Source organism: Beduini sp. (assembly GCF_047239305.1).
Taxonomy (GTDB): Bacteria; Bacillota_I; Bacilli_A; order Erysipelotrichales; family Coprobacillaceae; genus Beduini.
The window spans coordinates 79,781-94,347 of record NZ_JBKTEM010000005.1 but is presented as its reverse complement, the minus strand read 5'-3'; the positions used below and the strand labels follow the sequence as shown (position 1 = coordinate 94,347).

The window sequence follows — 14,567 nt, the reverse complement described above, 5'->3', positions numbered from 1 at the left end:
TAAACACTTCATATCTATAGACTTATTTGAATTATTTTGAGTTTAACGTATAATATTAATTGAAAACCTTATTATATGGAGGTAATAAAATGTATACCAGTCAAAACAAAAATAAATATGCCATGTATCTAAGAAAAAGCCGAGCCGATGATCCTGATGCTACCATAGAGGAAGTGTTAAACAGACACTACACAAGATTAATCGAACTTGCACATAAGTTAAATATTAATGAATCTGATATAGAGATATACAAAGAAGTGGTATCCGGCGAAAATCTAAGCGCAAGGCCGGAAATGCAACGTTTACTTGAAGATATAGAAACGCAAAAATATATTGGTGTATTCGTTGTGGAGGTCGAACGTCTAGCAAGGGGGAATAGTATCGATCAAGGAATCATATCTCAGGCATTCCAATTTACAAACACTAAGATTATTACCCCTATGAAAACGATTGATCCTGCCAATGAATACGATCAAGAATACTTTGAATTTGGGTTATTTATGAGTAGGCGAGAATATAAAACAATCAATAGACGTATGCAAGCCGGAAAACAGATGGCAGTTAAAGAGGGCTTTTATTTAGGAAGTATTGCTCCCTATGGCTATAAAATAAAACGATTAAAAAAAGGGAATACGCTTGAAAAAGAAGAAACAGAAGAAGATGCAACAAATATAATTCTATATTCTATAATCGATAATAATATGGGAAGTCAAGCGATCGCTAAAAAACTAAATATATTGGGTTATAAAACGCGTTCCGGTGGCGACTGGACTAAAGCAGCCATTGACACCATTTCACTGAATCCAGTATATGCCGGCTTATTAAGATGGAATTATAGAAAAACAAAGAAGATCGTGAACAACAATAAAATTGCTCGATCACGCCCACGAAATGAGGACTGCGAATTGCATAAAGGACTACACCCTACTTACATTACCAAAGAGCAATATGACATCATTATAAGTAGAAAAAATAAAAATTCTATACCACGCACAAATACGGTAAAAACCTTAAAAAATCCGCTCGCAACACTTATAACTTGCGGAGATTGCGGTAAAAAGATGATCCGTAAACCCTATGCTAACGGACGGATTGAAACCTTATTATGCAATACTATTGGTTGCCCGAATGTTGCTTCTGATTTGCATATTATTGAAAGCAGAATTATGGAATCTATAGAAAATTATTTAGACGAATGCACTTTATATGTAAATAATTATTCAGAAAAAATTATTACTGAAAAGAACAATTATGCAAAGCAAATTAGCAACATAGACAAAGAGATAAAAAAATTAAACAATCAGATTGTGAAGTGCTGCGAATTTTTAGAGACAGGAACGTACACAGAAGAGTTATTTAAGAATAGAACCAACAGCATTAAAAATTCGATTACTTTGTTAGAAGAACAAAAGGACCACCTTTTAAAACAATCTAAGGAAAATAAACTAGATCGTTATAAAAAGGCAATCCCATTGCTAACACATATATTAGAGGTTTATGACAAATCAAGCCCTGTAGAAAAGAATGAATTATTAAAATCTGCGATACAACAATGTGTTTATAAAAAAGAAACTGGTGGACGTTGGAATAAGGCTGCTATCGATAATTTCAGTCTAGAAATTAACTTTAAAATATAACATACATCATCATGGTGCTATTGAGATGGCGCATATGGAAATGATTTCAGCAATGGTTTACCAACTAATGGAGGGAGCAACGATCCAAGAGATCAAAGCTGCCGGACTGGAAGGTCATTATACTGAACATGGACGTGCCTTATATCCGGTTAACGCTCAAGGGGCGCCGTTTACCGTAGATTATTTCGCTGTTACCGGTGACCCAATCGCCGATTTAGCGGAAGATATGGCAGCAGAACAAAAAGCACGTGCCGTTTATGAACACTTGATGGATTTAACCGATAATCCAGAAATACTAGCACCGCTATCTTTCTTAAGACAGCGTGAAGTTGTTCATTATCAGAGGTTCTTGGAGCTTTATAATTACTATCTGGAAAAAGGATACGGAAAAAAAGACTGTAAATTAAATAACTGGTAACAAAAACATCCTAATGGGAATATTTCGATACCCAATAGGATGTTTTTATTTAAATTTAATCTAAGTCATCGCCATTCGATGCAATGACTTTCTTATACCAGTCAAATGAATCCTTTTTATAACGTTTAAGTGTTCCATTTCCCAAATCATCACGATCTACATAGACATAGCCGTATCTTTTCTTCATTTCTCCGGTTCCGGCAGAAATCAAATCAATACACCCCCATGTTGTATATCCCATCAAATCGACACCATCTTCATTGATCGCTAAATCCATCTGCTGAATATGTTCTCTTAAATAGTCAATACGATAATCATCATGGACTTTCCCATCAACCAATTCATCAATATGGCCTAGACCGTTTTCAACGATCATCAAGGGGATCTGATAGCGATCATACAATTCATTTAAATAATAACGCAATCCAATAGGATTAATTTCCATTCCCCAATCATTTGCCTGTAAATATGGATTTTTAGGTGAAGCGATGCCTGAACCCGCTAATTTTAATTCAGGGTTATAAACATGAGTCGCATTGATCGTCATATAGTAACTAAATGCCAAATAATCGACTTTTCCACTCATCAAAATCTCTTCATCACCATCTTCCATGACAAGTTCTACCCCTTTGGTTTTCAAGAATGCCTTAGCACGGTTTGAATAATAGCCACGGCACATCAAATCACTGAAATAATATTGTTGATAGTTTGACTTTTGGTATTCTTGCATATCCAATGGATGACACGTATCTGGATAAAAGAATAATCCTCCTAACATCATTCCGACTTTAAGATCGGGATATTGGTCATGGGCAAGTTTCACCGCTTTGGCACTGGCTAAAAACTGATGGTGTGCAGCTTGATAGGTGACTTGATCTAAAGATACACCTTCAACCTCTCTGCAAGCCCCTGCCATATAGGGATTTCCAATCGCAATACAATTTATTTCATTGAAAGTCAGCCAATATTTCACTTTTTTATGATAACGTTCAAACACGGTGGTTGTATATCGATGGAATAGATCAACCAACTCCCTAGAATACCAGCCATTATAGGCATTCGCTAAATGCAGTGGTGTATCATAATGAATAAGGGTGACAACAGGTTCGATATTGTTTTTTAAACATTCATCGAATACATCATCATAGAACTGTAATCCTTTTTCATTTGGCTCAGTCTCATCTCCATTTGGATAAATACGTGTCCAAGCAATTGACATTCTGTATGCCTTAAAGCCCATCTCAGCCATTAACGCTATATCTTCTTTATAATGATGATAAAAATCTGTAGCTACATGATTGGGGCAGTAAATATCTGGATTGACTTCTTTAAAAAATTCACGACTTTTAGTGACAGATCCCGCCGTAGAGGCATCGAAAACACTTGCCCCTTTGCCGTCTTCGTTCCATCCACCTTCATATTGATTGGCAGCAGTAGCACCGCCCCATAAAAATCCTTTTGGAAAACTCATCGTACATCTCTCCTTTTGTTATTAAGATAGTTTCATTATAACGTGCTTCAATGAAAATAACTGGACTATTTCTGTCCAGTTATCCATTGTTTATAATGGTAAAACAAAATATCAAAAAAACGAAGCAGAGCAAATTCACTAAACTCAACATATTTGAGATCCCCGCAGATAATACATTGGTCAAAAATATGAGGACTTAAATGAGGATTAAACGTTAATAAAACTTTCTTTGCCGGAATATTGCTTAATATTTGATTATAATCCGTTAACGTCCCCCCTTTTATAGAAATGGTAATAATTAAATCTTTATCACTTGCTTTTTTAATATCAATAAGCTGCTGATGATAATTCATGATACAGCGACTTATTTTTCCAAATTCAAACAATCGTTTTTGAAACTCTAATGCAAATACCTGATGTTTTTCAAAACCAATGACCCAGATATTTTCAGCCTCATTCAGCATCTTTATTAAGATTAAATAATCCGATAAGTCAATCTGCCGGATTACATCAAAATGTCGTGAAAGAATAGCCTGGAACTCAGCTGTTTCATAATAAGGTTTATCATTTCCAACAATTGGATATAAGACATGCTTTTTTAATGTAGTAAAATTATGATAACCAATTTTTTTACAGAAACGATTGATTGTTCTGCTGGAAACATTACATTCAAACGCAATCTCTTCTAAAGAAAAATCTTGAATTTTATATATGTTTTCTAAAAACTTCTTAGCGATATAATAGTTCATATCCTCTTCAATGACATTATTTATATATGCCAGTAACGTGTAAGCCAATTGTTCCACTCTATCACCCCTAACATAACAATATTATAGCATAATTATCAACAACAATTAAATCCGGCTTATCCTCCATTCAAAAAAGAATACACCCCTAAGATGTACTCCTTAAAATAGCTCTTGTATTATTGACACAGCATTAATCCACCAAATCTTTACTGTCAAACGTTATCGGTATTAGATCCAAATAGCGATTCTCTTTATTAGTATACTGATCATTCGCAGTTTCTTCAAATAAACAGTAATAATAATCTGTGGTAAAATGGATTAGATTAGAGCCGTTATAGCCCTTTGCTTTTCTTCCATCTTTTAAGAAGAAGATATATTCTTGATCCTTGTTCTGCCAGATCTCAAACATATTTATACCACAGTAATCTAAGTAATCTGTATCACTAAATTCCCTATTGTTGATATCGATACCGTAATAGTCAGCAGAAGAAGTCCTCGTATCGTAAGGATCGTTTTCTTCTTGTTCCTTTTTTCTGCTGTTGATATTCCAAAATTCCTGCTGAGTATTCATCGTGATCATTGTTTTTATTTCCAGATCACCTTTATAAACCTCTGTCAGCAGACAATCAAAATAAGCATAATAATTAAAATATATTTTTTCAATCTTCCCTTTAACAATAATATCTGATTTATTAATCAGCTCATCTAAAGATAGTGAGGAAGACATCTGTCTAGTGGCACTGACTAATTTATAGTCAGGAAGAATTATATTTTCTGCTGTTAATTCATTAATATCAACGCCTATAATTCCGGAATCATAATCCGGTATTTCTTTAGTGTCATGACAACCCGATATTACCAGCATAGCGATGAATAAAATAAATATGTGAACCCTTTTTATCATGTTAGTATTCTCCAATATAAAATAAATTTATACAATAGATAATAATTAAAAACTCAACAGCTTTTTATCCTAACCTTATTAAAATCAAAGTCATTTATGACTTATTCATCAAATAAGCAGCTTCCTCTAAATCCTGATAACGTACGTACACTACATATAAGTCGCACATATCCAAGCTTTTTCTTTGAAAGGCTCTCTCACCGCCTACCATTCCATAAGCGCCCGCTCTAAAAGGTGTGAAATTTGAACCGGGATTTCGTTTTTTTATAGTATATTTGATATTCCCCATATTTAATTTTGATTCAATCTGTAAGCATTGTTCTTTACTGCCAACAAATAATTCTTTTTTAAATAAAGTCAGCATATTTATCCTTTCCCCCTTTTACTAGTGTCACATATAAAAATATTTTATCACGCTTTATGTTCAACTATTTAGAAGAAGAATTTCCTTTCAGCTTCAGTAATTGATCAAGATAATCCACCTCATCATGATAATCATCAACATTAGAAACTAATGATCGAAAGGGAATGCTTTCACATTCTTGATCATAGTAATGACAGACATCTTTTCCATGATATTTTGAAAAATATAATGCCTGATCGGCTTTATAAAGTAATTCACGATAATTTTTCCCATTCTCAGGATAAAAGGATACCCCTAAACTGCCTGATAAAATAAAATCATTTAGTTCCATTTTAAGTTCAGCACGTAAAATTTCCAAACGTTCTCTAAGGGATTCTTTCGTCTTATAATCATGAATATAGACGACAAACTCATCTCCGCCCAATCGTCCTACCAGATCTTTTTCCTTTAAATTCTTTTGCACGATGGTCGCAATGCGCTTTAAGACACTATCACCAAAAAGATGACCATACCGATCATTGACCATTTTAAAATTATCAATATCAATAAAGCAGATCGCCGCTTTTGAAGTCGTTTTAAGATCATCGGAAATCATCGTTTCGACAGCGTGACGGTTAAAAATTTTAGTTAATGAATCATAATTTGCAGCTTTTTCCAATTCCATATTTTTTTGTTTCTCATCTTCAATATTTACGATTTTTCCAACATACCCCATGCATTTTACTTCATAGCTGATATCCCACAATCCGGATATGCGAACGCTGTACCATTCATAGCCATTTCCATTTAGATTTAACGGCAGTTCTAAATGGAGCATTTTATTTTCTAATGATAGTTTTTCGACTTTTGACATGATGAAATTATAATCTTCCTCTTTGATATATTTCATCAATGAACCTTTTTTCTTCAGATCAAAAATTACTGTATCATTCCCCGTAATTTTGTGGAATTCTTCAGAAAATATTACCTTATCGCTTTCTTTATCATATTCAAAGATGATTTCATCGGAAAGCTCAGATATAATTTTATATTTCTGTCGTTCCATTTCCAATAAACGCAGGGTTCTAGCAGAAATATCCATCAGCGGCTTCTTCTGTTTTTCCGTTTTTATTATCTCTGTCGGTACGGAATAATCTTTCTTGATGATCCCGTTCTTCTCTGAGAGCAACGGCAGGATCTGAATCAGACATTCCAATAAATCCGGATTAAATACCCCGCATTCTTCATCTAAAATCATTCGCATGGCGACTTCACTTGAATAAGCATCTTTGTATACCCGTTTACTTGTAAGCGCATCATAAGCGTCCGCCAAAGAAACAGCCTGTGCCCAAATCGAGATTTCATTTCCAACGAGTCCATCAGGATACCCTTTTCCATTCCATTTTTCATGATGATGGCGGCAAATATCATAACAGTAATGATAGAAATCCATCTCTTTAATGGCTGCGATATGTTCTAATATTTCACATCCGTTGATGGTATGTTCTTTAATGACTTCAAACTCTTCCTGAGTTAGTTTCCCGGGTTTATTTAAGATTGAATCCGGCACTGCAATCTTACCAATGTCATGCATTGCCGCTGCTTCTGAGATCAGTTCGATCTGATGTTGAGTCAGATGATAATCTGTACGAATTTCTATCAGTTTATTTAACAGCATTTTAGTGATGATACGAATATTGAAGATGTGCTGTGCAGATTCGGTATTCTTGAATTCAATAATAGAACTCAAGGCATCAATCAATCGTAAATTATTTTCATGCAGGCGCTCGGACTGTTCCCGAATCTTACGTGCTTGGTTTTCAACCATTTGTTCCAGGCTGTTCTTATAGGCAAAGTTTTCAATAATATTTTCAACACGTTTATTAACAATATTCGGATTAAAAGGTTTATTAATGATATCCATTGCCCCTAATTCATAGCCGCTTCCCATGACATTATCGGATACCTCGGCTGTAATCATAATGACCGGAACAAAATCAATCCAGCCTTTTTCATTCATGATTTCGAGGACACTAAAACCATCCATGATCGGCATGACCACGTCAAGGAGAACAATAGCAAGATTCTCTTTTTCTTTTTCAATAATGCGGAGGGCACTTTTCCCGTCCTCCGCTTCTAAAATGTCATATTTTGACTGAAACATTTCACACAATAATGCTCGATTTAATTCAATGTCATCGACTATCAATATTTTTGTTTTTTTATTCATCATGACCTACCCACCGATTATCACTTATCGATCATTGCTAATCCATCGATGATGATATTATATGCTGCGGTAATGGCATTATTTAATTCTTCCACGTGTTCTGTATGTCCATCTCTTAAATACTGAACAAGTTCACTGCATCTTAAAAACAATGTCTCAAATCCAAGATTAGCGGCTACCCCCTTTAAGCTATGGGCCTCCATTAAGACTGCTTCATAATCTTTGGTTTGAACAGCTGTCTGCAATCGAGCGTAACAGACATCATCAGGAAATTTTAAAATAAATTTGCTTAACAAATTTTCATTATTGCTGAAACGCATCTTCAATACTTCATAATCTACTCCCAATGTTTCTAAAGTCTCTCTTATCTCCATACGTATTTCCTCTTTTCTTTTATCCATCTTCATTTAAAGTATCAATAAACATAGGAAGCATGAATATATTCTATGATCATTGAGGTATTCGCGTTGGTTCAATTTCTTATCTTGATTCCTTATTTACTATTCATGTGCTTTATTAAATAATGATTCCTTCCACCATTTTTAACTTCATACAACAACTGATCACTCATTTCATAAAGAGTTTCAAATTCAACGGATGAATCAAATAAAGCAGCCCCTACACTTACCGTCAAATGATAATCATCATTAAGATAATAGCGTTTGACCGTGTCACTGATTCGCTGACAGATCCCTTCTAGTTCTGCTTGATCTTTTAAATCATCACGATAAAGCAGGAACTCATCGCCGCCCAATCTACCACAGATTCCCGACAGCGTCGTTTCTTTTAATAATATTTCACCGATATGGATTAAAGCCTTATCTCCCTGCAAATGTCCAAACTGGTCATTAACAATTTTAAAGGTATCGACATCAATCACGAGCAGTGCCCCCAACTGTCCGGATTTAAATGCTTGTAAACTTTCAATTATTTTTAATCGACATGTTTCTGCATTATAAACATGGGTCAAACTATCCTGTTCGGCTTTTTTAATCAGCCTGTTTTCACGTATTTTTTCTTCATTAATATTATTGATCTTGCCAATGATATAGGCCCTTTTCCCATTGGGATCAATAACGGTTTTTCCTGTTAGACTGATCCAGCATTTTTCACCGTTTTCCAATAAAATCTGCACTTCTTTTGTCTCATTTTGAAGTGCTTTAATCTCATCTACAAATGAGTTAAGTGAACGCCGTTTATTTAATGCTTGAGGCGGTTTCTTCAAATCTATCATTCTTGTTTTCTTATCTGCCGAGATCATCAGCGTATCATCTGTGACATTATATTCAAAGAAATAATCATTTGCCAATTCATAGATCTGACGATGCTTTTCTAAATCTAATAAGATTTTCTGATTCATCTGCTTTCTCAGTCTCAATCCACGTACCAAAAGCAAAATGATAATACTCATAATAATCGTTATGAATGCTAAAGAAATAAAAGGATTTAAACGTATCCACTCACCGATTGAAAAACTATGATCATACGTTGTATTGGGATAAATAATATTTTGCAGTTCATGATCACTTAAGTTAATAAAGACTTTATTTAAAATACTCAATAGGTTCTTATTTACCGGACGAACGATTCCAAACCCTATACCATACTCTTCTGTATTCGCTGGAATCAGCGTTAATTCACTGTATTCAGATTGATTGACATAGTATTGTAATGCATACCCATTACCTAAAGTGAAATCAGCTTTCCCGCTTTGAATCACTTTTAATGCTTCTTTCAAGCTATCTGCCTTCAATGTATCCTCATAATCACCCGAAGGACCGTTTTGATAAGAAATAAAGCGCAAATTTTTTAAATCCGTCTGCTCCGCACCGTTTTTCAGCACTATAAAATTCTATGTTTTTAAATAAGGACGCGTTAATGCAACATCGCTCTCACGGTTAAGACTGTAGTCACAAACAGCATGAGAAATGATATCTATTCTATTATCTTCTACCAGCTTATTGAGCTCCTCTTGTGTAGATGCCAATACAAATTCAAAATCAAGATTGGTTTTTTCACTCACATAAGCTAATAGATCTATACTGATTCCATCGATTTGATTATCTTTATTGAGATACTGAAACGGAGGATTGTTTGCCAAGACGCCTACACGAACTATTTTATTCTCTTCAACATACTGCTGTTCTTCGCTTGTCAATTTGAAAATAGAAGAGTTTCCGCCAAAGTATTTGTCATATAGATTCGATGTATAATAAGGATCTGTCTGCTCGATCAAATCAATCGCCGAATTCACCTCTGAAACAATATCGCTTTTCCCTTTTGTTGTTGCAAAATAGAAAGGTCTTGGTGAAAAGGTAGCAATTGTTCTAAGTTCGTTTGTGGGATGAGCACTGACGTCTAATAACGCATCCGCGCGCCCCTCGGTCATGGCTTGAACTTGTTCAATATAATCGGTACATTCAATAAAAATCGGTGTTATTTTATATAATGCACAAAATTCATTCAGCTCTTTTTGGCGCTGCTGCGCCCCCTCAATCACTGCTACTCGCAATTCTGTTCGGCTTGCGGAATTCAGATTCGTAATATCACTGTCATATAATACTTTTAAAACAGTATTGGCATTGCCATAGCTATGACCGACATAATCATATTTCTCTGCTGAACTTTCAGAATAGATCATGCCGCCTAGAAGATCGATCTCTCCACGTTCGAGCATCCCCATTAATTCAACTAGAGAGTCATTAATATTCTTATCGATTTTAACAAACTCATATTCCCAATTCGCATATTGCGCGATTTCCTGTAAATATTCATAGGTATACCCGGAATAATTTCCATCTTCATCCAGTTCAGTCAACCCAGCTTGAATGGGGTATCCGACTTTGATAATACGCTTTTCCTTTGCATGCAGAGGAACTCCTGACAGCATTAATGACATTACAATGAAAAAAAGCATAATAAAACGCTTATTTCTTTTATGCATAGTATCCCCCCCTGCTATTTTATTCTATTTTAACAACACAAATGAAATAATGTGTATAAAATAGTTATTTATAGGACTATTATAATAAACTTTCGACAAAATAACAAGTTTGCGTATCATATTCATGATCTTTCGAAGATAAATCCCAGCCTATAAAAGATTATATTCCAAATATCAGGAAATGCACGCTGATTTCACTCCTATTTATTCGGAAAAAGACAGATCAAAAGCTATATATTCCATGAATTATCACAAAATTGTCACTAATAATGATATATTTTAAATTTTCTACCCATTTGTGTATAAACAACGCTATCTAGACAAAGCTTTCGTGAATTCTATATAATAGTAGTATCTTTAAAGAAAGGAGAGAAAGAGATGAACAGATTCAGCCACTATCAAGCCAATATAAAAACTTCCACATTATTTAAGGCAAACAGCTCACCTAAGACAGTCGGTCTGCGTTCCTATCTAAATATCAGGAACGAAGAAAATAGGATTGCCCAGAATACAAATGAGCCCTCAGGATAGTCAGGATTTCAGAAGAAAAAAAGTATCACAGCATGTCCGAAACGTTTATCAGTTAGAACGTCCTCAGTATTTGCTGAATGATGATGTGTTAAAAAGGAATAAGATCGATATCCCATTTCTTCAATCTTTTTATGAGTCAATCCAATTAGCTTATCCGATCAAGGATAGATTGACTGTTGCCCAAAGCCATAAACTGATAAGAAATATTTTTTTCGCATTTTATCATGCCAGTGTATTTTATAAAACAGCTGACAGGCAGCATCTTTTTTGTCATTTATTAGAATGGGAAACACATTATGAGAATACTGATGACTACCCGCTTTTTCTGCTCATTGTGGCGATGTATTATATATCGTTGGAAACGCATTTATCTGAAGCTAAAAGGATTATCAAATTTCTGCAGAAGATCCACGTGCAGGAAGATGAAAACTTCACTTTTGATGATCTGATATTTATTCAATATAGCGCATTACTTGACCATTACACATTAAATAACGAAGATGCTTTAGAAAAACTGCTGATTGTCCAGCAATATGCCCAAGTGCAGAATATGAAAGCCATGAATGAATATTATCTGACGATGGTTTATCTTTCATTAGGTGACAGTGTTAAAGCAAAAAGCAGCAGTCAAAATGCGATCCACCTTTTTCTAGCCACTGATAACTCAATTCGTTGGCTTTATACTGAAATGAATGACGCAAAGATCATGGCATCAATCGGTCAGTTCAATCGAGCCATTGCAATTTACGGTAACTGTCTGATTGGAGCCATCAATATGAAATTTGATTCAATGGCAGAAGATATCCTAGAGTGTAAGGCATGTAGTGAACTTTATGCCGGTCAATATGAACAGTCACTCAGATCTTTAGACCTGCTTCACCATTCAAAGCACGCTAACAACCTACATTATCTTTATGCTTTGAACTACTTTTACTTGGAGCAGCCACATAAGGCTTTGAAATGGTTAGAAGCAGGGAAGCAAGTTGAACAAAAATCACAGACTTCAATTTTATATTTGGAATTAGTTGAGCTTTTTCTGTTCAGTAACAATCAAACAAAGATCATTCGTCATTTAGAAAAGATGCATCAATTAGAATGCCAAAGCAGACATTATGGAAGTCGCTGCTACGTCGCTCATTTGCTGATCTTTTTCCTAACAAAGCAAAACAGAGATGAAGAAGCGAAAATTTATTAAAATGCTATTCATTCTACAGGAAATCGCTTGATATAAGCGATTTTTTGCATTTAAAAAGCCCATCAGGGCTTAGTTTTTTAAATCACGATACTTCTTATCAAACGCCGAAATAGGCATTGGTCGATCAAATAAGTAACCTTGTATATAATCACAGTTCAAGGATTTTAAGATATCGCACTGCACTAAGGATTCGACTCCCTCAGCAATCACCTTCATATCCAGTTTCTTTGCCATCGTAATAATGCTGGAAATAATCGCATGGTTGCGGCTTTCCTGCAGATCATCAGTACAGAAAATACGATCCAATTTCAGAACATCAACAGTTGAAATTTCCTTTAAAACATTCAAAGATGAATAACCGGAACCGAAATCATCAATAGCAAATAAGAAGCCATAATCTTTCAATTTATTCATAATCGTATTTAATTCACGGGGATTATTCACCACTGTTGTTTCAGTACATTCCAGCTCCAGAATTCCGTCAGGCACCTGGTATTGATCTTTTAACTGAATATACTTTTTTACAAAATCGGATTGAAAGGCACTTACTCGTGATACATTGATAGAAATCATCATGTCTGTAATTTTATTTTTATTGACATACTGACATACCTTTTCAAACATATAGATATCTAAGTCTACAATAAATCCATTGCGTTCAAATAAAGGAATAAAATCATTTGGCGGAATAGTTCCGCGGAGCGGGTGCTGCCAGCGTACTAACGCCTCCACTGCAGTTACCCGATCTCCGTTTTTAATATCTACGATGGGCTGAAAATAAACTTCGAATTGTTCCTCCTTTAAAGCATGGAACATTTCTGCTTCTAATTCCTTGCGGGCAATCACACTTTGACGCAGGTGATCATCATAGAAGCCATATTGACTGCCTGGTTTTCCCTTTACGCTCTTACTGGCAATATTTGCACGATCCAGCATATCCTCAATGCTGTGGCGATCATTTTCTTTGATAAGATAAAAACCCGCCGCTACCTCTAAAGGGAATTTTTTATTGGTGGCACTTTGATATTTATAAAGTTCATGTACCGAATGATGAAAGCGGGATACTAGATCCTCTATATCTTCATAGGTTCTCAATGTTGCGAAATGGTCCGAAGAAATTCGTGCAAACGATTCTTTTTCCCTTGAAACTAAATTTAACTTATCCGCCCAGTATTTAAGAATGCGATCTCCCTCTTCATAGCCATAGATATCATTTAAAAACTTAAAATTCTTTAAATCCGTATAGCACAGTGCATACTTCTTATCTTGGTTATTATTGATTAACTCACGGGCATACTCTTTAAATTTACCATAATTATAGTATCCTGTTAAAGGATCATATTCAGCCCAATATTCAAGCGACTGACGATTTTTCACTGCTTCATCGACATTATGAATGGTTACAATCATGCGGTCTATTTGTCCCTCTTTATCACGCATAGCAAAGAAAGTAAGATGACACCACAAATAGCTGTGATCATTATCTTTTAAACGTACAGTTATCTTAGCTTGATTTTCATTTTTTTGCAGCAAAAGAAATGTCTGTTTGACTTCTTTCCAGTCATCAGGATGAACATCCTCTTTTTTTAGAAAATTGAACTTATAAGGATTCATGCACTCATAAAAGCCAAAGCATTCCGCACCAGCCGATAAATAGTAGCGTGACAATTGATGCTGCCATTCTAATACAGTTATTCCTGTCTGTTCGATAATAATGCGGTTGATTTGTGCTTCATCACTCTGATACTCACTAATATCCAGCAGCAGTCCGACAATATAGTGACTTAGTTCAGGCATTTGAGTACATTTTAACTGAAGAAGCTGCTTTCCCATATTAAAGTTAATATTCATCAGCCAATCCTGACTATGTTTTTGAATAAAAGCTTTTTTGTTTTCTTCTTTCATATCTATAAAAGCCATTAATGAAAAAGGCGGATTTACATCTAACATCAATCGCTTTGCAGATTCATTCAAATAATCAATCGTTAATGTGTCGTCTTTTCTGATCAGACATATCCCATAAGGAAAATGATCGAAACGATCTTTAAAATTCTCAAATCCACTTTCAATACTTAATTTGATATCCATGTATTTTCCTCCTTTCATTCCTTTTTATTATTAGTATGGCTTTCTTTACATAAAGAC

At 34.8% G+C, this 14,567-nt stretch carries 13 protein-coding genes; 4 read left to right on the top strand and 9 right to left on the bottom strand.

Annotated features, from left to right (window positions below; genetic code table 11):
* Positions 1-89: 89 nt before the first annotated feature.
* Together ACLRVU_RS09510 and ACLRVU_RS09505 are read left to right on the top strand one after the other, a co-directional pair.
* The gene (locus ACLRVU_RS09510; RefSeq protein ID WP_412891646.1) at positions 90-1,637 is read left to right on the top strand and encodes a recombinase family protein; all 1,548 of its coding nucleotides are present in this window, start codon (positions 90-92) and stop codon (positions 1,635-1,637) included.
* A gap of 25 nt (positions 1,638-1,662) precedes the next feature.
* Positions 1,663-2,055 (top strand): manganese catalase family protein, encoded by a 393-nt coding sequence (locus tag ACLRVU_RS09505; protein WP_412891645.1) that lies wholly within the window; start codon positions 1,663-1,665, stop codon positions 2,053-2,055.
* Positions 2,056-2,110: 55 nt separating this feature from the next.
* On the opposite strand, the gene ACLRVU_RS09500 is transcribed toward ACLRVU_RS09505, so the two are convergent.
* The 8 genes from ACLRVU_RS09500 to ACLRVU_RS09465 form a co-directional block, all read right to left on the bottom strand.
* Entirely contained in the window at positions 2,111-3,526 is a 1,416-nt protein-coding gene (locus ACLRVU_RS09500) for a glycoside hydrolase family 1 protein (RefSeq protein WP_412891644.1), read from the bottom strand.
* 65 nt (positions 3,527-3,591) lie between these two features.
* Complete coding sequence (locus ACLRVU_RS09495) at positions 3,592-4,332, bottom strand: MurR/RpiR family transcriptional regulator (protein ID WP_412891643.1); 741 nt, start codon at positions 4,330-4,332, stop codon at positions 3,592-3,594.
* Positions 4,333-4,465: 133 nt separating this feature from the next.
* Positions 4,466-5,179 (bottom strand): hypothetical protein, encoded by a 714-nt coding sequence (locus ACLRVU_RS09490; protein ID WP_412891642.1) that lies wholly within the window; start codon positions 5,177-5,179, stop codon positions 4,466-4,468.
* A gap of 94 nt (positions 5,180-5,273) precedes the next feature.
* Positions 5,274-5,543, bottom strand: coding sequence for a hypothetical protein (locus ACLRVU_RS09485; RefSeq protein WP_412891641.1), 270 nt, complete (start codon positions 5,541-5,543; stop codon positions 5,274-5,276).
* A 64-nt stretch (positions 5,544-5,607) separates the two neighbouring features.
* Positions 5,608-7,755 (bottom strand): diguanylate cyclase, encoded by a 2,148-nt coding sequence (locus ACLRVU_RS09480; RefSeq protein WP_412891640.1) that lies wholly within the window; start codon positions 7,753-7,755, stop codon positions 5,608-5,610.
* Between the two features lie 17 nt (positions 7,756-7,772).
* A complete protein-coding gene (locus tag ACLRVU_RS09475; protein ID WP_412891639.1) occupies positions 7,773-8,126 on the bottom strand; it encodes an Hpt domain-containing protein in 354 nt (117 codons plus the stop codon).
* A 119-nt stretch (positions 8,127-8,245) separates the two neighbouring features.
* A complete protein-coding gene (locus tag ACLRVU_RS09470) occupies positions 8,246-9,595 on the bottom strand; it encodes a diguanylate cyclase domain-containing protein (RefSeq protein WP_412891638.1) in 1,350 nt (449 codons plus the stop codon).
* 9 nt (positions 9,596-9,604) lie between these two features.
* The gene (locus ACLRVU_RS09465; RefSeq protein WP_412891637.1) at positions 9,605-10,696 is read right to left on the bottom strand and encodes a transporter substrate-binding domain-containing protein; all 1,092 of its coding nucleotides are present in this window, start codon (positions 10,694-10,696) and stop codon (positions 9,605-9,607) included.
* Between the two features lie 378 nt (positions 10,697-11,074).
* Here ACLRVU_RS09465 and ACLRVU_RS09460 point away from each other — a divergent pair, with 378 nt between their 5' ends.
* Positions 11,075-11,227 (top strand): hypothetical protein, encoded by a 153-nt coding sequence (locus ACLRVU_RS09460; protein WP_412891636.1) that lies wholly within the window; start codon positions 11,075-11,077, stop codon positions 11,225-11,227.
* Positions 11,211-12,422 carry a hypothetical protein gene (locus tag ACLRVU_RS09455; protein WP_412891635.1) on the top strand — a complete coding sequence of 404 codons (1,212 nt, stop codon included), beginning with the start codon at positions 11,211-11,213 and terminating at the stop codon, positions 12,420-12,422. Before ACLRVU_RS09460 ends, ACLRVU_RS09455 begins: the two co-directional genes overlap by 17 nt.
* Before the next feature lie 69 nt (positions 12,423-12,491).
* Here ACLRVU_RS09455 and ACLRVU_RS09450 read toward each other — a convergent pair whose 3' ends face one another.
* Entirely contained in the window at positions 12,492-14,510 is a 2,019-nt protein-coding gene (locus ACLRVU_RS09450) for an EAL domain-containing protein (RefSeq protein WP_412891634.1), read from the bottom strand.
* Between the last annotated feature and the right edge of the window lie 57 nt (positions 14,511-14,567).

What these genes read in the sequence shown, in the direction of transcription:
- ACLRVU_RS09510 (WP_412891646.1), top strand. Translation starts at nt 90, where the DNA reads ATGTATACCAGTCAAAACAAAAATAAATATGCCATGTATCTAAGAAAA.
- ACLRVU_RS09505 (WP_412891645.1), top strand. Translation starts at nt 1,663, where the DNA reads ATGGCGCATATGGAAATGATTTCAGCAATGGTTTACCAACTAATGGAG.
- ACLRVU_RS09500 (WP_412891644.1), bottom strand. Translation starts at nt 3,526, where the DNA reads ATGAGTTTTCCAAAAGGATTTTTATGGGGCGGTGCTACTGCTGCCAAT.
- ACLRVU_RS09490 (WP_412891642.1), bottom strand. Translation starts at nt 5,179, where the DNA reads ATGATAAAAAGGGTTCACATATTTATTTTATTCATCGCTATGCTGGTA.
- ACLRVU_RS09485 (WP_412891641.1), bottom strand. Translation starts at nt 5,543, where the DNA reads ATGCTGACTTTATTTAAAAAAGAATTATTTGTTGGCAGTAAAGAACAA.
- ACLRVU_RS09480 (WP_412891640.1), bottom strand. Translation starts at nt 7,755, where the DNA reads ATGATGAATAAAAAAACAAAAATATTGATAGTCGATGACATTGAATTA.
- ACLRVU_RS09475 (WP_412891639.1), bottom strand. Translation starts at nt 8,126, where the DNA reads ATGGAGATAAGAGAGACTTTAGAAACATTGGGAGTAGATTATGAAGTA.
- ACLRVU_RS09465 (WP_412891637.1), bottom strand. Translation starts at nt 10,696, where the DNA reads ATGCATAAAAGAAATAAGCGTTTTATTATGCTTTTTTTCATTGTAATG.
- ACLRVU_RS09460 (WP_412891636.1), top strand. Translation starts at nt 11,075, where the DNA reads ATGAACAGATTCAGCCACTATCAAGCCAATATAAAAACTTCCACATTA.
- ACLRVU_RS09455 (WP_412891635.1), top strand. Translation starts at nt 11,211, where the DNA reads ATGAGCCCTCAGGATAGTCAGGATTTCAGAAGAAAAAAAGTATCACAG.
- ACLRVU_RS09450 (WP_412891634.1), bottom strand. Translation starts at nt 14,510, where the DNA reads ATGGATATCAAATTAAGTATTGAAAGTGGATTTGAGAATTTTAAAGAT.